Source organism: Arenicella sp. 4NH20-0111, assembly GCF_040366405.1.
Lineage (GTDB): Bacteria > Pseudomonadota > Gammaproteobacteria > Arenicellales > Arenicellaceae > Arenicella.
Window position 1 is genome coordinate 76,140 of the sequence record NZ_BAABWF010000004.1, and the last position, 21,802, is coordinate 97,941.

Consider the following 21,802-nt stretch of genomic DNA (forward strand, 5'->3'; position numbering starts at 1 on the left):
TTTAAGCTATGAACGAAAAATTGCAAGAAATTGCCTATCAAATAAATCGCGGAAATGTGCCGGGCGGAAACGCGTTCTCGGCGGATTTTAATGAAAAATCGGAAACAGTCACAATTGAAAACAGTGAATCTCCTGATGCCGTGGTCATAGTGGTAGCGACGGACACTCAAATATTGACTATCACTCCCTTGTTTGAGGAAGCCAGTGTTCGCGAGGACCTGCGCCCTGAACTCAATAGGGGGCTGCTCACTATTTCATTGCCCATGTCGCTTTCATCAATAGGCATCCAGGACACGCGTTATGTTTTGTTTGGTGCCATGGCAATTGAGACGACGATGACAAATTTACTGCACGAAATAGAAGTGCAAATCGATAACTATAACGATGTGCTCGAAGCCGTTGCCGATTACATAGAGTAATTGGTAAATCGTATTTAGATTATCAACATTTATTTTATTTTTTACTTAGGAGTATTTTATGAGTATTTTAAAAGATCTTTTTGCTGCAATTAAAGGCAATGTAAATAAAGCGGGAGAAGCTATCGTCGATAGCCAATCCATGACGATTCTTGAACAAGAAATTCGTGAGGCCAAAGAGGGCATAGCTAAGGCAACGGTCAATATACGTAACCTTAAGGCGCAGGCGATTAAGTTTGATAAAAAAAGCGCGGAATTGGCTGAAGACATCAGTGAGTACACGGCTAAAGCCAAAGGCGCTCTCGAACAGGGTAACGAAGATCTAGCGCGTAAGGTAGCTGTGAAAATAGCAGAACTAACCGATGAAAAAGCAGATATCGATGCTCAAGGTGAAGAATTGACCACCCAAACTGATCGGTTGTACAAGATCGTAAAGGAGCGTGAAGCGAGTATCGAAAAGAACAAAATAGAGTTGGAAAAGTTGAAAACGTATGAGCAGGTTCAAAAAACTCAGACCGCGGTAGCGGCGGCCATGCCAACAAATGACTCTGGGGCGAAACGTGTTCAGCGCGCAATGGATCGAGTTAAGACTCGTCAGGAAGAGGCTGAAAATCGTATGGACGCCGATAAGTGGTTGTCTGATTTAGAAAAAGGTTCGGATCTTGATGCAGAACTCGCTGATGCAGGGCTGACTTCAACCGGCACCAGTGCTGATGATATTTTAGCTAGTCTAAAAAAATAACCGCAGATTGGTTTCATCATGTTGCGTTGGTATGAAGAAAGAGCGGCTATAGGTATGGCCGCTCAGAGTAGCCTCGCAATGATTCATCAGCTAAGAATGGAAGATATGAGACGATTGTTCGTGCCAGCGATGACTAAGACGTCGACTTCTTATGGATGTACATGAGTAAACCTTCGAGTGCAAAAGGTGTTTTTGTTAGTGTGATTTTCGGAATCATTTACGTGGTTTTGGCGATCCAGATCATTGGCATAGGCGCGGCGATAGCAATCCCGACGCGCTTTTTTGAGCATCACCCGCTTATCGCATTGAGGTTGGTTGATTTGGTCACGCTTGGCTTACCTTTGATGTTCCTTTATGTGGTTTTGATGAAATTGGTTTCTCAGGTTGATGATTCGCCATTCGGTCCAGTTTTGTTGTGTGTGCCTTTTTTCGCATACTCGGTTTACCAGCACATTTTGTATTCTGAATGGTATGGCTCAGTATTTGGTTGGAGCTCCTACATCACCTTTGTCCCGCTGTTGGTGGCGGCCTTTCTGAATTACCGCACTCGGTTGAAAGCTGAGAGTCATTGAAGTTAATTTTTAGCAGCTAGGAATAGTATTATGATATTTGGACGAAAAAAAAATATTGAAAAGACCCGCACGGTAGAGCGTTTTGATCAATTGCATGTTGGTGATCTTGTTGCATTCAAATTTCGAGAAGTATTACCTGAAGGCCTGAGTGGCGAAACCTTATCCGTTGAGTCGGTAAATACGTACGATTATGCTGGACAGTTGGTGTCCGATATAAGCCTAAGCCACTCGTCAGGCTTGAAAGTCAATGCAACATTTGATGCTGATCGCGAGATCATTACTTTTTCTCACAAAATCAGACACCCAGAGATCATCGAAATATTTGACGGTGATGAGCTTGCATCGATATTTGATCCAGATTCGTCGCCAGCTGTGTTAAACCTTCGCTCTGACGCCGTTTCGGCGGATCGTGAGGCCTGGGTTTGTGAACGTTACACTCGCACATTATGTGAAGGCCAGGCGTACTATTATAGTGAGGATCGACGCGAAAGCGGAATTTCATCCTATGAAGATGATTCCACACCGTTTACTTACCATGAACTTGAAGGAAGTTCAGACCATCACTCCCTCTCGATTGAAATATGGGAAGATGGAGAAACAGAATTCTTCGCCGAGATTTCGGTTTCATTGACGGCGGTCGAATCTTACTTAACCAGTGGTTAGCGTGTTAAATGGCAAACGAAAGCAGTAAAGATCTATCGGCAAAGCACCAAAAGTGGGAGCAAGAGTCAGCTAAGATTCGAAAAGTGCAAATCAGTTTGGACTTTCCGGACGCCGCGGACATCCTGTTACGCACACTGGCTGCGAGAGAACACAAGGCACCTAGCTCAATGATTAGAGAGATCTTAGGTATGCCATCAAGCCCGCCTAAGCGAGCGAGAATTGGTGTGTCTTTTAACGATGAAGAGCTGGAGCAGTTAGGTCGGCGCTATGATGTAGACCCCAACGACAAAGCTGAAATTAGAAGGCAGTTAACCCAGGAAGTTACGTCGGTTTTGTCAACAGCGCAAACGTTGGACGATTCGAATGCGGTAGAAGTAGACAACGGTTCGCTCGATGAAAAGCTCAATGTTGGTGCAATGAAGGATCTTCAAGCTGTATCTGATGGGATTCATGAAAAATTTCAGTTAGCCTTGGCATCCCGAGATCAAGACATTGACGAGTAATTCGTCGGTGAAACCCGTCCGAATAATTTGAACTATGAACTCACTTAAACAGCAAATTGTCGGGCTGTCACGTACTCGCAGGAAAAGGCGACTAACACGCCATTTATCTTCGAATATTGGTAAACGAATTGGCTTTTTGCTGATGTTGCTGGTCACTCTGGTGGCGATCAATACCGCGGCGATGATCGTATTCGAGAAGATGACTCTCTCTGATGGCTTGTGGATGTCGCTTACGACGATTACAACGGTTGGGTATGGAGACTATTCGCCTGGTACCACGATCGGTCGAATTACGACGGTATTGTCTCTTTATACGTTTGCAATATCAGTATTAACTTTGTTGATTTCTGAAATAGTTGAATGGCGATTTTTAATAAACGATAGAAAGCGAAGAGGCTCATGGGTCTGGAAGAATATGCGTAATCACATACAAATAATAAATAGCCCCAATGAGGACACGGAGCGGTATCTAAAACGTTTAATAAAGGAAATTTCCGATACTCAAGCGTTAAAGGATTCGCCTGTGAAATTACTTTCGCGCAAGTACCCTGATGGTTTACCGCAGTCGTTGACTGATTTGAAGTTACTCCACCGAACCGGTGCAGCTGAAGATACAGGGATATTGGAGACAATATCCCTTGATCAGGCTGATTACATTGTATTGTTAGCCCGTGATCCCTATGACACCGTATCCGATAGCGTGACTTTTGATGTGCTGACTCAGATAAAAGCCATGAATACTAATGCGCAAATTGTCGCTGAAGCGGTTGTGGATCATAATTATTCGCGGTTTATAGAAGCGGGAGCCAACGTTGTGATTAGACCAATTAGAGCGTATCCAGAACTGGTGGTTCGTGCCATGGTTAACCCAGGTACAGAGAAAATCATTGAGGATCTGCTCCGAGAAGATGGCGACTCACTGTATCGTAAGGACATTGAATTTAGCGGCAAGACGTGGCTCGAGCTGGTGTCTCAGGCTTTGATCTCTGGGGTGGGAACTCCCATCGCATACACCCAAAACGGTGATATCCACATGCAACCCAAAGCCGATCAGGTGTGTGATGGTGATGGTTTAATTGTCCTTTCTCGGCAACACGATATTGGAAATGTTGGGCGCTTGGAGCAAGCCTTATCTGGTGAGTCTTGAATGGCAACTCGATTCTTTTGACTGGCATTTTTTTAGCGGCGATGCGCTTCTGAAATAGCACGTTGATAGTCCAAGCTACTGGCGGTTATCAAACCTGCTATCGGCGATTTCTTTGGTTTTTAGATACCTTTTTGTGTTTAAAGGATGGCCGGTTTTTGTTCAGTTGATCAGGAACGGCGGCCGTTGAAGCAAAGCCACCGTCCTAGTTGATTTAGACAATAAAGTTACGTGCGGAAAGAAGAATCCAGTCGGTCTAATTTTCGCAACAGCGCTGGCCATGCGAGGGCTCCCCCCAGCCCGTGAGTGGACTCACTGGCCTGTTCCATCATGTTTGAGATGACGCTATTGGGGACGAGAGATAATTCCGGAGAAGCCTGAGCTTTTATTTGAATATCGCAAGCGGTTTCAAGCGTGTACATTGCCAGAAACGTATCGGCGATTGATGGCGCACAGGTTAACAGTCCGTGATTTTTCAGTATCATAAAATTTGCATTGCCGAGGTCTGCAACCAGTCTTGGCTTTTCATCGTCACGCAGAGCCACTCCTTCATAATCGTGGTACGACATCGATGAGAGGCAAAATAGAGATTGTTGGGACAGTGGTAATAGGCCTTCTTTTTGAGCCGAGACCGCAATACCGTTGGTGGTATGAGTGTGCATAACGCACTTCGCACTATCACGGCCTTCATGGACCGCGCTGTGAATGGTAAATCCTGCGGGGTTGATCTCATACGGAGAATTCATGACTTTTTTACCATTAAGGTCTACTTTCACTAAACTGCTTGCCGTTATTTCTTCAAACAGGAATCCATATGGGTTTATTAGGAAGTGGTGCTCGGGCCCCGGGATTCTCACTGATATATGAGTGAATATAAGGTCGTCCCACCCGTGATGAGCGATCAGTCGATAGGCCGCGGCTAAGTCTACGCGTAAGTCCCATTCTTCTGGACTTACCTCAGTTTTAAGCGATTCAATTTGTGTTGATAAAGCAATGTTCATTTTGGCCTCCGATGTTGTGAGGACTTAACTATCGCAGGAAAGCTTTACAGGGACTGTAAAGAACTTTACAGTTTGGTGTATTAGGGTTAAATGTGGTGGTAATGTGGATCAAACAAGCAAAGACATCTTACGTAAAGACACTCTGTTATCCAGTTTGGTCACAGGTTCAGTTGACTCATTGATGGGGATTGCGGTTATTAAGAACGCATCCGAAGGCCAGGTGATACATCGAAAGGGAGACGAACCTGCAGGCCTAATCCGAGTGCTAAATGGGCGTATTCGAGCCGGAGCGACCGATATAGCCGGTACTGAGTTCTTATTGACAACCATTGCTCCCGGAGACTGGTTCGGTGAAATTTCAATTCTTGACGGTAAGCCGCGAACCCACGATGCAGTGGCCTTGGATGATTGCGTTTACGCCTTGTTTCCAACCATGGCGCTGCGACGTATGTCTATAGAGCACCCTGATATCCATGAATTGATGGTGCAAATGCTGTGTGCTCATATTCGAGGTGCCTTCTCAGCTCTGGATGATTTTTTGTTAATTTCTCCAGAGAGACGCCTAGCGAAACGAGTGGTCGAAATGCATTCGAAGCAAAATGGAGATGAAACCATAAAAATGAGTCAGCAAGATCTGAGTGATTTAATTGGCTTGTCTCGTCAGAGCATCAATAAAATTCTAAAGAGCTGGGAGCATAAAGGGCTTATTGCTCGAATTTACAGAGGATTTGATATTGTTTCGGTCGACGGCTTGCACGATCTAGCATCGAATGAGCCATCTCCATACTGACGTCGGGTGCATTGATGCCCGACATTTCCACCGGCTTGACGGCGTATCCATAACAGCGTCGACTTCCTAAGAAGTGATGCCATGTGAGAATCATCCATTTGAATCAATTTAATTCCTTTTGCTCTTCTATTTAGAGAATTTCCAGTATGTAAATGGTACATTTCTCCCTTCCTTTCGATCAGGGACAACAAAATGAAGAGAACCTACCTATCAGGTGCAGTATTGGCTGCGCTAACCCTTAATTACACTCCTACAGTCATAGCTCAAAACACCGAATTTGTGTTAGAGGAAGTGGTGGTAACCGCCCAAAAACGCGAGCAATCCTTACAAGATATACCCTCTGCAGTATCCGCAATTACAGCCGCGGAAGTAGAAGATTTTCTAGGTGCTGGTGAAAATATTAGAGCCTTGGCTGGCCGAGTCCCCAGTTTGCAAATTGAATCATCCAACGGCAGGCAGTCGCCTCGCTTTTACATCAGAGGGCTAGGAAATTACGACTTTGATGTGAACGCGACTCAGCCCGTGTCGTTGATTTACGATGAAGTAAACTTAGAGAACTCCGTGTTAAAAAGCCTTCCATTGTACGACGTGGCTCGCGTAGAGGTACTTAAAGGCCCTCAAGGAACGTTGTTTGGGCGAAGCACCACGGCAGGCGTAGTTAAAGTTGATTCGGTGCAGCCCTCACAAGACTCACATGGGTACATAAAAGCCGGCTATGGCAGTCGTGAGACTGTGAGTTTGGAAGGGGCGTATGGAGGAGCGATCTCCGAAGTAGTATCGGCTAGGGCGTCCTTCAAATACCTAGACAGAGGAAAGTGGTTAGACAACACGGTCAACGGCGTGGGGGATGATCGAGGTGCGTTTGATGAGTTCGCTTATCGTTTACAAGTACTGGTAGAACCGAGTGATGCATTTTCGGCGCTATTCAAGGTGCATGGCTTCAAGCAAGACGGCGACCAGCCACAAGTTTTCTATGGGAACGCATTTACTCCTGGTGTTGAGGGGTTACGCCCTGGATTTAATGAAGAAGTCTTTTCACATGATTTGCAAAACGAAGGTATGGAGTTAGAGCATTTTGGTGGCAGTGCCAAATTGAGCTTTGAGCTAGGGGAAGGTCGTAGGTTAACGTCGATCACATCTTATGACTCGTTAGACAGTTTTAGTTTTGCCGATATTGATGGCGGTGTTCAAGGTGGCCCAGAGGCCATCGGGCAGTTGGGAAGGCAAGCTTTCTTTAGTGTTTCTTCGGGAGATGGCCTATCAGATCACAATCAAGTTACGCAAGAGCTAAGATTGTCTGGTCAAACTGACAATTTATTTTACCAAGTTGGTGCCTATTACCTCGACGAAGCAATAACGGTAGACAGTGTCGATTTTAGTAATGATGGCTCGAGGTTGCAGTTAACTCAAGCTGTACAAGACACAAGATCAGCGGCTATCTTTGGTCAAATAGAGTTTGATCTCAATGACAAGACAAGTCTAACGGCGGGAATAAGATACACCGATGACGATAAAAAACTTCAAGTTGTCCCTGGCGCGGGTTCAAATGCACCGGCCGCTAAGATTGAAGCCAGTGATGACTACGTAAGCTATGAGTTGGCACTCAACTACGACTTAAATGAAGACTGGGCCGTCTACACTCGTTTAGCCACGGCTTCTCGTGGCCCCGTTACCTTGGGTCGTTTTGGTTTCACGAGTCAGGCGGAAACCGAAGAAATCACTTCATTTGAGGTCGGTCATAAAGCATCATTGTTGGGTGGAAGAGCGAGATGGAACTCAGCTGTTTACGCATTCTCTATTGATGATCAACAGCTTACGGCTACCGGTGGTACTGGCAACACGAATGAACTGTTGAACGCTGAAAAAGTAGATGGTGCGGGGTTCGAGACTGAAGTCGAAATTCTGTTTACAGAGGGGCTTAAGTTTAGTGCGAACTTAAGCTACAACGACACTGAAATTAAGGACTCAAATTTAAATACTGAATTGTGTTCATCGACTCCGTTGTGTACGACTCTAGATCCCATTGTTGACACGTTTCAAGGGTTTTTCGGAACCGTAAACTTGGTTTCTGTCGACGGAAATCCATTGCCGCGTGCACCCAAATGGTTGACTAATTTGTCACTGAGTTATGATCGGGAAATCAGTTCTGGTTATTTGTACGCAAATACTGATTGGAACTACCGAAGCGACTCAAACATATTTTTGTATGAGTCGGTTGAGTTTGTTGCCGAGTCGCGTTGGATCGGAGGCATGCGATTAGGCTATAAAAATTCTGATCAAACCTTGGACGTAGCGTTGGTTGGCCGAAATATCACCAACGAAATCGTCGCAGATGGTGCACTTGATTTTCTAAACCCAGCGGCATTCATTAATGAACCTCGATTTTGGGGGCTTGAATTCTCTAAGAGCTTTTAGTTAGGAGCTTCCAGCTTATTGCATAAATAGAGTTGTTAGTAACGATAGACCCCTTTCGGCGTGGCTGTTAAGGGGTTTTTCATTTTTGACAGCGTCTCACACTGCATTAATCGCGCAAGTGACCTACGATTCTGCTTTTGTCCAAAATCGTTCAATTTGTAGTAAATTACCAAGCTAAACCTTGTATATTTGTTTGAAGATTTAAGACAGTGGCACAGTATTTTGAAACTAACACTTAAACAATTGGAGACGTTCGTTTTTGTGTCAGACCTTGGAGGGTTTGGCAAAGCAGCTGATCAGTTGAACACCACACAGCCGAATGTGTCGTCCAGAATTTCATCGCTGGAGGAGTGCCTCGGAGTGTCATTGATGGAACGTGATGCTGGTTCCATTCGCCTTACGTCTAAAGGTAAGAAGCTGCTTGATCAAGCTCGTAAGGTTGTTCAAAGTGTTGATGACCTAATTCACATTGCTGAAGCGCATGATCTATACGATGGGGTGGTCCGAATAGGCGTGACTGAAATGGTCGCGCACACTTGGTTAAATCAATTCTTGAAGCAATTTAAAGCGCGCTACCCGAATACGTTGATTGAGCTGATTGTTGATCTTGCTGCTAACTTGGAGCGCGAATTGTTTCACAATAATTTGGATCTAACTTTTCAAAGTGGCCCTTTTGTGCATTCCATGTCGGGAAACTTGGAATTGGGCGAGTTTCCAATGATTTGGGTTACATCGCCTCATTCAGAGTTATGTGAGATAGCGGAAATCAAAATTTCTGATTTTGCTTCTCAACCCGTCATCACTCACGCGAAGAATACGTTAGCGTACCAAGAAGTGGCGACACATTTTGCGGCAGGTGCTAAAAACGCCGTGAGATTGGTTCCGTCCAGTAACTTGATGGTATCAGTGCAAATGGTGGCGGACGGGTATGGAACTGGGGTTTTATTGAAGCCGTTGGTGGAAGAGCATTTAAAAGCCAAAGCACTAATCGCATTGGATTATGACTGGAAGCCAAAGCAGCTTGCGTTCTTCGCTCGCTTTAATTCAGACCGAGCGCCAAAGGTTGTGGAAAATGCCGCACTAATAGCCCAGATTATCTCTCAAGAGATGGCCGCTACTTACAATGTTGAATAAATAAACTTAATCATTGCAATAAGAATAAATAATTTTTATTTATGATTTGTGCGACGTAGACTGGTCAAGTTATTTACCAAGAAACTCAATCACGAAATGCGCGAATCAAGAATTAGACTGGGTGTCGATATCGGCGGTACGTTTACCGATGTTGTGTTAGAAAAGGATGGTCAACAGTTCTCAACCAAGGTGTTAACGACCTACGTGGCGCCTGAAAATGCGATCATTGATGGCATGCAACAAGTTTGTGATAAAGCGGGTATTAAACCCGCTGATTTAGGACAGATTATTCATGGAACCACGCTGGCTACTAATGCGCTGATCGAAAGACGTGGGGCTAAAACGGCGTTGGTAACGACACAAGGCTTTCGTGATGTCATTGAGATGCGAACTGAATCGCGATTTGAACAATACGATCTAAACTTAAGTCTTCCAGAGCCTCTGATACCGCGACAACAACGCTTTACCGTCTCTGAACGAATTGGGGCTCAGGGTGAGGTTCTCATTGAACTCGTAAAATCTGAAGTCGAGAAACTTGTTGACCACATCATTGATGGCGGGTTTGAAAGTGTTGCGGTCGGCTTATTGCATTCGTACCTGAACGATTCGCATGAGCAACTGATTCGTGACGTATTTCAACAAAAAGCGCCAGACATTATGGTGTCTATTTCGAGTGAAGTGTCACCGCAAATGCGCGAGTACGAGCGTTTTAACACGGTAGTGGCAAACGCCTACATTAAGCCGTTGATGAAAAGCTACTTAGGCAGACTGGAGGGCAGGCTTCGTGAACAAGGCGTGGAGTGCGCTATTTTCTTGATGCACTCCGGCGGCGGTATAATTTCGATTGAAAGCGCGGCGGATTTTCCGGTGCGTTTAGTTGAATCTGGTCCGGCGGGTGGGGCGGTATTTGCGGCTAACATCGCGGCTCGATACGATCTTGATAAAGTGCTGTCTTTTGACATGGGAGGAACCACCGCAAAAATTTGTTTGATTAATGATAAAACCCCTAAAACCAGTCGCGTATTCGAAGTTGCGCGAACCTATCGATTTAAGAAAGGGTCTGGAATGCCCATCTCCATACCCGTTATTGACATGGTGGAGATTGGCGCGGGAGGAGGCTCTTTAGCGCATGTGGATTCAATGCGGCAAATTCGCGTTGGGCCAGAGTCTGCTGGGTCCGAACCGGGGCCAGCGTGTTTTGGCCGGGGAGGTACGCGTCCAGCCGTGACTGACGCGGATCTGACGCTTGGCAAACTTGATCCGAATAACTTTGCCGGTGGAACAATTAAGCTCGATGAGGGGTCTTCGGCGAGTGCTTTAGTGAATGAATTGGGGAACAAGCTAGAGATGGATGCATTAACCGCAGCCTATGGCTTGGTAGAGGTTGTTGACGAAAACATGGCTAACGCAGCGAGGGTGCACGCGGTCGAGAATGGGGAAGACTTAGCAGAGTACACCATGATTGCGTTCGGAGGAGCCGCGCCACTTCATGCTGGAAGACTATGCGAAAAGTTAGGAATCAAGCGTTTATTAGTGCCGACAGGCGCTGGTGTCGGCTCTGCCATTGGCTTTCTTCGTGCACCGTTTAGCTTCGAAGCAAATCGTAGTGTGTTTATGACGTTGTCTGATTTTAGTTCTCAGCAAATCGGCCAGCTACTCACGGATTTGGAAAATGAAGCTACTAGCTTCGTCCGTTCTTGTGATGATCAGGCGGAGATCCTTTCTGAATTTAAGGTCTATATGCGTTATTCAGGCCAGGGCTGGGAGATTCCAGTGGCGTTAACCGTAGAGCAAGCGATGGCTCCGGATAGTGAGGAATTTAAACGATTGTTTGAGGCCGAGTACGTGAGTCTGTTTGGTCGCCCTGTGGATGGAATGGATATTGAAATTACCGTTTGGGCCGTCAATGCCACCACACCGACTCCAGCTGTCGACCGAGTGCATGAGCTTGAGCAAGGCTGCGAAGCTCGAAGTTCAGGCACTCGTCCAATGTTTGATCCAGCGATAGGTCAGACCGTTGAGGCGGAGGTGGCGTTAAGAATGAATATGCACGATGGCGATTTTGTGAACGGGCCAGCCGCCATCACAGAAGATGAAACGACAGTCATTGTTCCCAGTAGCCGTTTGGTTATCAAACAGCCTGATGGTTGTTTAGATGTAATTTCGAAGTAGAGGATGAAAAGATGAGCAATTTAAACGCGGTAACCAAGCAGGTAATGTGGAACCGGCTTATTTCGGTGGTTGAGGAACAAGCACAGGCCCTAATTCGAACCGCATTCTCCACAGCTGTGAGAGAGGCCGGTGATTTATCAGCCGGTGTTTACGACAACAGTGGAAAGATGTTGGCTCAAGCTGTTACCGGCACGCCAGGTCATGTTAATGCAATGGCGGCTTCCGTTGCGCATTTTATACGTCGTATAGGCAAGCAAAATATGCACGAAGGTGATGTCTATATTACCAATGATCCTTGGGAAGGAACGGGACACCTTCACGACATTACCGTTGTCAGTCCTTCCTTTTTTAATGGAAAATTAATAGGTTTTTTTGCTTCGACGTCTCACGTGGTTGATATTGGCGGCAGAGGGTTTGGAGCCGACGCCGCCTCGGTGTATGAAGAAGGGCTGTACATTCCAATTATGAAGCTTATCGACAAAGGCAAAGTTGATAACGCATTTGTGCACATTGTACGTGGGAACGTGAGAGAACCAGATCAAGTCGTAGGCGATATCTTTGCTTTAGCGACATGTAATGGAATAGGGCACGATCGTTTGGTCGAAATGATGCAGGAGTTTCAATTAGCGGATTTAAATGAGATAGCTGAATTCATTTTGGAAAATTCCCGATTGGCAACCTTAGAGAGGATCGCTGCTCTGCCCAATAATAAGGCGACTGGGGAAATGACCATCGATGGTTATGACAATCCTATCGACTTAAAAGTGGCCATCAGTATTGATGATGATAAGGTACTTTGCGACTTCGCCGGCAGCTCAGGTCTGGATAAAAAAGGCATTAATGTGCCTTTGGTTTACAGTCAGGCCTACGCTTGCTACGCACTAAAATGCGCAATTGCTCCAGAGATACCCAATAACGCAGCATCGTTAGCGCCGTTTGTCATTACCGCACCAGAGAACTGTATATTGAATGCCTTAAGGCCCGCGCCGGTAGCCCTGCGCCATGTTGTGGGGCAATTGATTCCTGACGCCGTGTACAACGCATTGGACAAGGTTCTGCCGAACACGGTGCCTGCGGAGGGCTCGAGTACGCTCTGCAATTTTCAGTTATCGGTGCGACCGAGAACCGATCAGAAGCCACCCCAAGATGCTCGTCGAGGTGAAGTGCTTACATTTAATTCAGGCGGGGCCGGGGCGCGCCCCACCAAAGACGGTCTAAGTGCGACGGCTTTTCCATCTGGCGTCATGACCATGCCCGTAGAAGCCACTGAACACGCTGGGCCGGTTGTGATCTGGAGAAAAGAATTACGACCTGACAGTGGTGGAATTGGTAAGTACAGAGGGGGGCTTGGTCAATTCATGGAGGTCAGTGCCACAGAAGGGCATGAGTTTGATTTTCAGGCGATGTTCGATCGCGTTAATCACCCTGCGCGTGGTCGTCAAGGTGGTGGAGATGGAGCGTCGACGGTGATTAAGCGCTCCGATGGCAGCGCCATGAAGGGGAAAGGTAAGCAGTTCGTCCCGCACGGTCAAAAGGTGCTTTTAGAGTTTCCTGGCGGTGCTGGCTATGGTCCAGTCGCTGAGCGAAGCCAAGAACTTATTGAGCGTGACTTCGCAAGAGGCTATATAACGGAAGAGTCCGCCAAACGGGACTACGGTCTCTCTGAGGAAAAAATAGAAGAAGTTAAAACGTCTATTTCTAAAGGAGAGCCTATTTAACGATAGCGTTGAGAAATTAAATGAACTTATCTGAACAAATATCTTACGCATCTTCAACGCTTGAATTGGTGAAACCCTCAGCCTCAGCTTGGGTGAGTCAGTCAGCGAAGAAGCTTCGTTCACAAGGTAAGGATGTGATTGATCTTGGCTTAGGTGAGCCGGATTTCGACACACCTTCCCACATCATAGACGCCGCGCATCAGGCTGCGTTAAATGGCCAGACTCGTTATCCACCTACTGATGGTACGAGTGAATTAAAACAGGCCGTCGTCGGAAAACTCAAACGTGAGAACGGTGTTCAGTTTGAATCGCCAGAAGTGATCGTAAGTAACGGCGCTAAGCAAGTGATTTTCAATGCGCTTATGGCAACGTTGAATCCGGGGGATGAAGTGCTTCTCTGTGCGCCGTACTTTGGTCAATATAAAGACATGGTCGTGATATTAGGCGCAAAACCCATTGAGGTCGAGTGCAAGGCTGAGAACCGGTTTTTAATGACTCCTGACTCTCTGGAAAGTGCCATTGGTGAGCGAACCCGTTGGTTAATATTGAATTCACCTTCCAATCCTTGTGGCGCAACCTATACCAGGTCAGAGTTAGAAGAGCTAGGTCGGGTTCTATCACAACATCGAAATGTTCTCGTGTTAGCTGATGAAATATATGAACACATTGTGTTTGACGATTTCAAATTTGTGTCTTTTGGGTTGGCTTGCCCTGAGCTAAGGCCCCGAACATTGATAGTGAATGGAGTTTCGAAGGCCTACGCGATGACAGGATGGCGAATTGGCTATGGTGCGGGTCCTCAAGCGCTCATTTCTGCCATGACTAAAGTACAGTCGCAAATATCATCGGGTGCGTGTTCAGTGGCTCAAGCCGCCGCCGCTGCGGCGCTGAACGGCCCTCAAGACTCGGTTACGTTATTTCGAAAATCATTCGAGGCTCGGCGAAATGCCGTGGTGGAGAGAGTTGCTTTGATTGAAGGGCTTAGTTTAGATAAGCCTCACGGGGCTTTTTATGCCTACATTGATTGTGCTGACTGCATAGGCCGAAAAACTCCTTCAGGTCAGTCTATTGAGAGTGATACCGATTTTACGCAATACCTATTGGAAGATGCCCTTGTTGCTGCCGTCCCAGGCAGTGCTTATGGCCTGTCTCCATTTTTTCGAATTTCCACGGCCACATCCGAGGAAGTTCTTATGAGCGCGCTCGATCGAATTGAATCGAGCGTCAAGAAACTTTTCAACTAGTATTAACTTGTTACTGTCGATAAGGATAAAACAATGAAATTACAAAAAATTGTCCTGACCGGGGCCGCCGGTCGTTTGGGCTCATATTTACGCGAACCACTCACTAAAATGGCCGAAACGCTTGTCAGTACGGACATTGCTGAGGAGATCGGCGAACTCTATGCCGGAGAGGAGTATACACAGGCCGATTTGACGAGTTTAGAGCAAATGCAGGCCGTCCTGAAGGGCGCGGATATGGTGGTGCATTTTGGTGCGTACGGTGATGAAGCGTCGTTTGAAACCATATTGGGGCCAAATATTGTTGGCGCCTACAATGTTTGGGAAGCGGCCTACCGCAATGGGGTTCGCCGTGTGGTCTACGCGAGTTCCGTGCACGCCGTTGGAATGCATTCGCGCACTCAAGGAATTGGCTTGGATGCGCCACATAAGCCTGATACGTTTTACGGGTTGGCGAAGTGCTTTACCGAAGATTTGGCGAGTATGTATTGGGACAAGCGCGGCATAGAATCTGTGTGTATGCGGATCTTTAGTTGTGCGCAGGTTAACAATGCACGAGCATTAGGCACATGGCTTTCCTACGACGACTTGATTCATTTGGTAGAGCAATCGATTAACACCCCTGTCACAGAGTTTACGGTCGTCTATGGTATTTCGAATAACGACCGGTGTCCTGTGGATAACAGTAAAGCCGATTTTCTGGGGTATAAGCCAAAAGACAATGCAGAGCAGTTTGCCGAAGAAATATTAGCTCAAACGCCTGCGCTTGATCTAAAAGACCCAGGTCATTTGTATTTGGGGGGGCCATTTGCTTCGGTCGAACTTGGCAACAGTGGCGTAGCATCAATGAATATTGTGAACGATAAAAAGGTGACCTAACTCGTTCAACGTCAATCCAATGTTAAAAGGCTAAATGCGGCGAGGCGCCATGGCCTTTTAACGTTAGGGTAAATCTTTGGTTGTGTCGACTAACCAATTTTTCAGCGACATGATCGCTCGGTCATGTTTTTTTATTGGCGCTAGGGCCAACTTGTATTCACGCTCTGTCGTTAAGGTCTCCACATCGGGCTTGGTTAGCCTACCACTGCGTAGCTCATCGTTAATTAGGAATGAGGGTACTAACGCAAGTCCTCGCCCAGCTAGGCAGGCGGCAATCGATATGTAGAAGTCTTGAAACGCCAAACCGTTCAACGATTCATAGTTTTCAGCTAACCCGACCTTTTTGCACCACGTGAGCCAAAGCTCGGGGCGGGTTGTGGTGTGAATCACTTGATGTTTCGTAATGTCTCGAGCGCAGCAGACAGGCTTTTCAGCCAGTAGGGTGCTTTCCCCTACCAATACCAACTCTTCAAATGCAAGGTGAGCGTCACGCTCATTGCCATTCTTGTACGGTTCAGAGACGATGGCGCAATCGATTTGTCCCAAGTCAAAATTGGGTCGATGATCAGAAATGCTGACTTCTAAGGCTATGTTTGGGTGTCTGCTCTGAAACTCTTCGATTCTCGGGACCAACCATCGAAGGGCAAAGCTTGAAAGAGAACTGATTTTGATGACTTGAATTCCAGACTGCTTGGCGCGGAGTTGTGACGAGACATCCATGATCTCAGAGAGCGCAACGCTGATTTTTTCGAAAAACGCTTTACCTTCTTTGGTCGGTTCCGTACCACTTTTACTTCGAATTAGTAACATTACACCCAGGAAGGATTCTAGGTTGGCTATGTGTCGACTGACCGCACTTTGACTCACGCAAAGAGTTAAAGCAGCCTCACTAATCGAGCCTTGACGCATCACGGCGTCAAACGCCTTTACGGCATTGAGGGGGGGAAGTTGATTGTAGATCATGTATGCCTAAATTAGATATATCATAAATATAATTCTATAAATAGAGCTGTTGTATGCGTATAGAATTGCAAATATTAGATGAATAACCCTATTTTATTAATTATGAAGCAACATGCAAGTTTAGAATATTCTCAACATCTTTCGCCAACGTTAGCGATTAATGAGTCGGTAAAACGAATACGTGATGAAGGGCGTCGTATATTTCATATGGGTTTTGGGGAGGCGCCATTTCCTGCTCCGCAGCGAATGATCAATGCTTTGCAAGCCCATGCTGATCGGAAGAGCTATTTGCCTGTAATGGGGTTGCCGGAGTTAATTGAGGCCGTTGCCGACCATCAGAATCAGCATGCCGGTGTGGATACAGATCAATACGATGTGGTGATTGGGCCCGGTAGTAAGCTGATTTTGTTTGCTATGCAGATGGCAATCCCAGGTGATTTATTGTTACCGACACCATCTTGGGTGAGTTACAGACCGCAAGCGGATTTGCTCCAGCAACGGGTGATAGAGGTTGGGACGATACTGTCCGACGAGGGTTACAAATTCGATGGTCAATCGTTATTAGAAAGTATCGTCACATCAAGATCACAAGGCCTTAACCCAACTAAACTGTTAGTGAACTTTCCGAATAACCCAAGTGGCTTGTCCATCTCAAATGATGACTTGCTGGATGTGGCTCAGATATGTCGAGATAATGGTATCGTTATCATTTCAGACGAAATCTATGGGCGCCTTTCGTTTGACCACACCTACCGATCCCTAGCCGCGCTATACCCTGAGGGAACACTGGTAACCAGTGGACTTTCAAAACATTTATCATTAGGCGGTTGGCGTCTCGGCATAGGTATGATTCCCAAGAACAAGTCCGGGTTGCTAAACAGGTTCAACCACATTGCCAGTGAGTTGTGGTCTTCGGTGCCCGCACCAATACAATATGCGGCCATTGAAGCCTATCAAGGCCACGATGATATTGAGCGTTTTATCTTTGACACCACTGATATTCATGCGACGGTTAACCAATACATAGCGCATGAGCTCAGAGCGATTGGTGCCGACTGTGCAATTCCTCAAGGTGGTTTTTATACCTGGCCGGACTTTTCTAAGTTATTGTCTAAGCGATTTGGATCTTCTGAAGATTTGTCGTTTCATCTGTTAAACGAGCACGGCGTTGCAACGCTGCCGGGTAGCGCCTTTGGCGAGCCTGCGTCTACCCTAAGGCTCCGCTTATCTGGATGTGATTACGACGGAGGTCAAGCGTTGCAGCAGTGGGAGACTCACAAAGGTCAAGGCTCTGTTAGTGACATGGTTAATCAAATAGCTCCAAACGTAGTTGGCGCATTGAACGAGTTTAGAAAGCTCACCGAATCTATTAATGGTTAATCCAATCAAGAGTTGATTACGCGGGGGTGCGAGTGTTTTTGGATTATGATTTCATTGGTGCCCCGCCTTGGCAGACAGAAAATGTCTGCCTGCCGGGCTTAGGGACTATTTCTAGGAGCTATGTTTAGAAGCTAGGTGCCAATGATCAAGCTGGCGCACGTGGTGGTGCTGCCTCCGAGGTTAAATGTCATCATATTATTCGCATTTTTGATTTGTGTTTCGCCAGCTTGGCCACTGGTTTGTTTAAAACAATCGAGTGCCATCCTAACTCCCGTTGCTCCGACAGGGTGCCCCAATCCTATCAGTCCACCGCTCGCGTTTACTGGCAGTGTGCCATTTTTATCAAAGTAATTTCTTTCAATGAGCTTCCAGATTTTGCCTGGCTCAACTAGGCCGGCGTGATCCAAAATCATGTACTCGGTAATGTTGAAGCAGTCATGGACCTCCATTCCGCCGATGTCATGAATGGAGCTTAAATTAGCGCGGCCTAAGGTTTGGGTGAATAGAGTATTGACGTGCGGCAGAAGGTAGGGTGTTTGAGCGCCAAGTTGAAGTTTATGGTTAAACGCCATCGGTGCGTTGATGTGTCCCCAGCCTTTGATTCTAGGAATGTCTTCTAGGTTTTTTCCATGTTCTGAAGCGTACTGTTTGGCGCGGCTCTCTGTTGCGAGAAATATCGTTGCTGCACCATCGGTGATTTGACCACAATCGAGTCTCCGTATATTGCCTTCAATAACCGGGTTTTCTTTATCATGTCTTGGTAGCTTGTCCGTAGCTTGAAAGGCAATGGGGTTGAATTCCCAATGCCTAGACTGCGAGTTCGGGTTACTCTTGGCGTTAGAAAAGTTTTTTTCTGAAATCGCCGACAAATGACGTTTGTCAATCCCAAAACGTTGCCCATACGCGTCGATCATGTCGCTGAAGGCTCTTGGCCATACGTAGTTCGCGTCGGTCCATTCTTTCCCTACAAATGAAGCCCCTTGCAGACGGTCTAATTTGTCGTCTAATTTTGGGCGCATTAGTTCAATTCCTACCACGCACGCTAGCTCATAGCGTTGTGATTCTAGGTCAGCCATGGCGGCCAGTATGGCCATTGATCCAGAGGCGCACGCAGCTTCATGACGGGAAGCTGGTAAATAACGCATGGCTGGATCGACATGACCGAAAAAACCACCTAAGTGAGATTGCCCGGTGTACAAAGAGCCTTCAAAGTTGGCAACATGCCCAACATCGACCTCTTGCGCGTCTAGGCCTGTGCTTTCCAAACCAGACTGAATTGCGTGCTCGAAAAGATCATAAATGGCTTTATCTTCTCGGCTCCAATTACGAGTGAAATCCGTTTGATGGCCGCCGAGTATATAGATGGGTTCAATTGACATTGTTTGCGATACCGAGAGTGGATTGATTGTCTATAGTTGTGTTTGCAGAAAGGGCTCAACGCAAACGTCTGCGTAAAACGTCTCAAAGAAGGGTGGCCTTACTGCTCTTCTTTATACGCCCTAATGCTTGGTCCGTCTGCCCACGTCGCGTGAGTACCACTGCAAATTCTATGTGGTAATAGTATTTGGCATATAGGGCCTGCTTCGATATTTTTAGCGTCAACCAAGATGCATTCAGAGCGATTTTCTTTCATGTCCGTAATAAAACTGACTAAATACCCATCATCTTCTGAACTTGCATTGTTTCTTGGAATAAAGGGCGCCTCGCTACCATAGCGTTTTTTACCAAAGGGTAAACTCCAAGATTCTCCGGTTTCTAGGTCGTGTTTAACGATGCCTGAAAATAGGAACCAGCCCGGCTTTGTCCACGTTGAATATAAATAGCGCGATTTTACGCCCGCGTATTTTTGGTTAAACGTGCCAAATTCTAATATTCTGTCATCTAGGTGCTGCTCTTTGACTTCGCCTGTTTTGAGATTAAAACGCCAACGGTGTAACTTAGATTGGAACGATCTTTCGTCCAACCCAGCCATGAATTTTCCTACTTTTTTGGGCATGCCTTTAAGTGGTGCTGGATCCGGGTTGTCCTGAAAGTATCCGTCAAGCACAATTTCATCTCCTTCTTCGTACGCGTTCATCCAATGCAAAACGTAAGTTGGATCAGCCTCGAACCACATGACGTCTTCCTCGGTACCAAAACGAGGGAAAATTGCAAACCGGGTTGGCAACGTATCACCGTAATAGGTTGGAACGTGTTGATTTTTTTTGAGCTTTTCCGGATCCCAGAAGAAGGGCAGGTCAATCAAAATTGAGTAATTTTTGGTGAACGCCATATCGTGCGGTAACCGCGGACCAGGTAACGGGATTGGCGTGTAGTGAACGAGCTTATTGTTTTTATCAACCACCCCATAGTGTTGGTACGGTGCTTGTTTGGAATAGTTGAAAAACATCATTTCACCGGTATTCTCATCTACTTTAGGATGTGCCGATATTCCCTCCTTAGGAACCCAGTTTTCGGCTCCAAATTGTTCTAAGGTATAAGGGTCTAGGCGGTAACCATCTCCGCATTGCCAAAAGGTAGATAAAACCTTTCCTGCATGAACCACCACGTCCGTTGATGATGCGTCTTTCAAATGCTCTTGAGCACCCCAGCCAGGCCTTTTCGATTTTTTTGGGTCGTTTACGAAGCCAGTCCAAATTGATTTTCCAAGCTTATCCTCCTCTTCGTAGCCTTTCGTTCTGATAAATCGGTTGCGGTACTCGGCTTTACCATCCTTGAACGAGATAGCATGGAGCATGCCATCTCCATCAAAAGGGTGGTAGTGACCAATGGGTTCATGGCGTTGGTTTTCTGTGTTGCGAATGTACACACCGTCTATATCTGCTGGGATGTCACCTATTACGTCTAACTCGGTTGCCGTGTATTCAGTGTAATTGGGTTTCCATGCTCCGTTTAGGTATGGATGTATGCTGCGCCGTAAAGTGTGTTTGATGGTGTTTTTTTCGAGAATTTTCATTTTTATGCTTACTGTATGTAACTTCGACTATGAAACTAATTTAGTTTTTGTATTTAGTCAATAGCTTATATATAAAGAGTATTTATTGGTTTATTAGAGAGACTAAGTGGTATGTATCACAATATTGACCACAGTATTGGGCGAAAAGCTTTGCTACACTCAGGCGATGAACCACCAACTGATACTCAATGAACCGATTGCTAATGGCTTAGACGTCATTGGGGATCGATGGACGCTGTTGATCCTTAGGGAGGCCTTTTACGGTAGTACTAGGTTTGAGCAATTCTGCGAGCGCATTTCAATCAGTCGAGCAACCCTAACGCGGAGGTTGAACGCGTTAATCGATAATGAAATACTCTACAAAGCACCTTATTCGGAAACCTCAAAGCGATTTGAATACAAGTTTACACAACGAGGTCTTGGCCTGATGAGTTCGTCATTGCTTGCGGTTCAATGGGAGGCGGACTGGCGTGAAAATAACGATAGGCAAAGCAGTGTCATCCAACGTTTGCACCACAGCGTTTGTGGTCAGCGGTTATCCCCGAAGCCGGTGTGCCGCGCTTGCAAATTGCCGGTGCGGTTTGACGAAGTAAATTGGTTAGACATGTCGGAACAGCTCGATAGGCAGCTGGAAGAAATACGTGCGAGTAACGCGAAACACCGAAAGAGTAAGCCTAAACCCACTGATTCAGAACTTGAAAAGGATCCAGGCTTGGTTAGTATGATTGGAGATAGGTGGACGATACTGTTATTGATAGCGTGCTTTTTTAATACCAAGAAGTTTGATGCATTCATTAATCAATTGAATATACCTTCAAGCGTTCTTGCGGATAGGCTCAAGTTCCTCATTGAAGCCGGTGTGCTGACGCGTGTCGCTTATCAAGCGAATCCGGTACGACATGAATATCAGTTAACTGAAAAGGGAAAGTCACTTTTTCCGTTCATCATGAGTTTGCGTCAATGGGTTGTTGAAAACATGGCGCCTTCATCACAAAGGGAGGGCAGATTAATACACAGCGCATGTGGCAAGCCTCTCGTGTTGGACGTGGTTTGTGGTGGCTGTGGACAAAAACCCTGGCCGGAAGACATAGAACTAAAATAGTCTGTTGAGTC

The 21,802-nt window shown here is 46.2% G+C and carries 19 protein-coding genes; 15 read left to right on the forward strand and 4 right to left on the reverse strand.

What is annotated here, in order from left to right; all coding sequences use genetic code 11:
• Positions 1–8: 8 nt before the first annotated feature.
• The 6 genes from ABWW54_RS10235 (at position 9) to ABWW54_RS10260 (ending at position 4,043) form a co-directional block, all read left to right on the forward strand.
• The gene (locus tag ABWW54_RS10235) at positions 9–419 is read left to right on the forward strand and encodes a DUF2170 family protein (protein ID WP_353412155.1); all 411 of its coding nucleotides are present in this window, start codon (positions 9–11) and stop codon (positions 417–419) included.
• 58 nt (positions 420–477) lie between these two features.
• Entirely contained in the window at positions 478–1,158 is a 681-nt protein-coding gene (locus tag ABWW54_RS10240; protein ID WP_353412156.1) for a PspA/IM30 family protein, read from the forward strand.
• 161 nt (positions 1,159–1,319) lie between these two features.
• Positions 1,320–1,730, forward strand: coding sequence for a hypothetical protein (locus ABWW54_RS10245; RefSeq protein ID WP_353412157.1), 411 nt, complete (start codon positions 1,320–1,322; stop codon positions 1,728–1,730).
• A 30-nt stretch (positions 1,731–1,760) separates the two neighbouring features.
• Positions 1,761–2,393: a hypothetical protein gene (locus ABWW54_RS10250; protein WP_353412158.1), complete on the forward strand. Its 633-nt coding sequence runs from the start codon at positions 1,761–1,763 to the stop codon at positions 2,391–2,393.
• Between the two features lie 8 nt (positions 2,394–2,401).
• The gene (locus tag ABWW54_RS10255) at positions 2,402–2,896 is read left to right on the forward strand and encodes a hypothetical protein (RefSeq protein ID WP_353412159.1); all 495 of its coding nucleotides are present in this window, start codon (positions 2,402–2,404) and stop codon (positions 2,894–2,896) included.
• A 34-nt stretch (positions 2,897–2,930) separates the two neighbouring features.
• Entirely contained in the window at positions 2,931–4,043 is a 1,113-nt protein-coding gene (locus ABWW54_RS10260) for a potassium channel family protein (RefSeq protein ID WP_353412160.1), read from the forward strand.
• Between the two features lie 224 nt (positions 4,044–4,267).
• Here the strand turns inward: ABWW54_RS10260 and ABWW54_RS10265 are convergent, their stop codons facing one another.
• Positions 4,268–5,041, reverse strand: a complete 774-nt coding sequence (locus ABWW54_RS10265) for a class II aldolase/adducin family protein (protein ID WP_353412161.1) — start codon at positions 5,039–5,041, stop codon at positions 4,268–4,270.
• 103 nt (positions 5,042–5,144) lie between these two features.
• Between ABWW54_RS10265 and ABWW54_RS10270 the strand changes: the two genes are divergently transcribed.
• From ABWW54_RS10270 to ABWW54_RS10300, 7 genes are all read left to right on the forward strand, one after another.
• Positions 5,145–5,831, forward strand: coding sequence for a Crp/Fnr family transcriptional regulator (locus ABWW54_RS10270; RefSeq protein WP_353412162.1), 687 nt, complete (start codon positions 5,145–5,147; stop codon positions 5,829–5,831).
• A 192-nt stretch (positions 5,832–6,023) separates the two neighbouring features.
• Positions 6,024–8,246 (forward strand): TonB-dependent receptor, encoded by a 2,223-nt coding sequence (locus ABWW54_RS10275; protein WP_353412163.1) that lies wholly within the window; start codon positions 6,024–6,026, stop codon positions 8,244–8,246.
• 222 nt (positions 8,247–8,468) lie between these two features.
• On the forward strand, positions 8,469–9,380 hold the full coding sequence (locus ABWW54_RS10280; protein ID WP_353412164.1) for a LysR family transcriptional regulator: 912 nt from the start codon (positions 8,469–8,471) through the stop codon (positions 9,378–9,380).
• Between the two features lie 96 nt (positions 9,381–9,476).
• Complete coding sequence (locus ABWW54_RS10285; protein WP_353412165.1) at positions 9,477–11,552, forward strand: hydantoinase/oxoprolinase family protein; 2,076 nt, start codon at positions 9,477–9,479, stop codon at positions 11,550–11,552.
• Positions 11,553–11,563: 11 nt separating this feature from the next.
• Complete coding sequence (locus tag ABWW54_RS10290; RefSeq protein ID WP_353412166.1) at positions 11,564–13,270, forward strand: hydantoinase B/oxoprolinase family protein; 1,707 nt, start codon at positions 11,564–11,566, stop codon at positions 13,268–13,270.
• Positions 13,271–13,290: 20 nt separating this feature from the next.
• Positions 13,291–14,514, forward strand: coding sequence for a pyridoxal phosphate-dependent aminotransferase (locus ABWW54_RS10295; protein WP_353412167.1), 1,224 nt, complete (start codon positions 13,291–13,293; stop codon positions 14,512–14,514).
• Positions 14,515–14,547: 33 nt separating this feature from the next.
• Complete coding sequence (locus tag ABWW54_RS10300; protein ID WP_353412168.1) at positions 14,548–15,390, forward strand: NAD-dependent epimerase/dehydratase family protein; 843 nt, start codon at positions 14,548–14,550, stop codon at positions 15,388–15,390.
• A 63-nt stretch (positions 15,391–15,453) separates the two neighbouring features.
• On the opposite strand, the gene ABWW54_RS10305 is transcribed toward ABWW54_RS10300, so the two are convergent.
• A complete protein-coding gene (locus tag ABWW54_RS10305) occupies positions 15,454–16,353 on the reverse strand; it encodes a LysR substrate-binding domain-containing protein (RefSeq protein ID WP_353412169.1) in 900 nt (299 codons plus the stop codon).
• Between the two features lie 78 nt (positions 16,354–16,431).
• On the opposite strand from ABWW54_RS10305, the gene ABWW54_RS10310 reads away from it, so the two are divergent.
• Positions 16,432–17,733 carry a pyridoxal phosphate-dependent aminotransferase gene (locus tag ABWW54_RS10310; RefSeq protein ID WP_353412170.1) on the forward strand — a complete coding sequence of 434 codons (1,302 nt, stop codon included), beginning with the start codon at positions 16,432–16,434 and terminating at the stop codon, positions 17,731–17,733.
• A gap of 131 nt (positions 17,734–17,864) precedes the next feature.
• On the opposite strand, the gene ABWW54_RS10315 is transcribed toward ABWW54_RS10310, so the two are convergent.
• Together ABWW54_RS10315 and ABWW54_RS10320 are read right to left on the reverse strand one after the other, a co-directional pair.
• Positions 17,865–19,112, reverse strand: a complete 1,248-nt coding sequence (locus tag ABWW54_RS10315) for an acetyl-CoA acetyltransferase (protein WP_353412171.1) — start codon at positions 19,110–19,112, stop codon at positions 17,865–17,867.
• A 98-nt stretch (positions 19,113–19,210) separates the two neighbouring features.
• Positions 19,211–20,689 (reverse strand): carotenoid oxygenase family protein, encoded by a 1,479-nt coding sequence (locus ABWW54_RS10320; protein WP_353412172.1) that lies wholly within the window; start codon positions 20,687–20,689, stop codon positions 19,211–19,213.
• A 106-nt stretch (positions 20,690–20,795) separates the two neighbouring features.
• Between ABWW54_RS10320 and ABWW54_RS10325 the strand changes: the two genes are divergently transcribed.
• Positions 20,796–21,791, forward strand: coding sequence for a winged helix-turn-helix transcriptional regulator (locus tag ABWW54_RS10325; RefSeq protein ID WP_353412173.1), 996 nt, complete (start codon positions 20,796–20,798; stop codon positions 21,789–21,791).
• Positions 21,792–21,802: the final 11 nt, after the last annotated feature.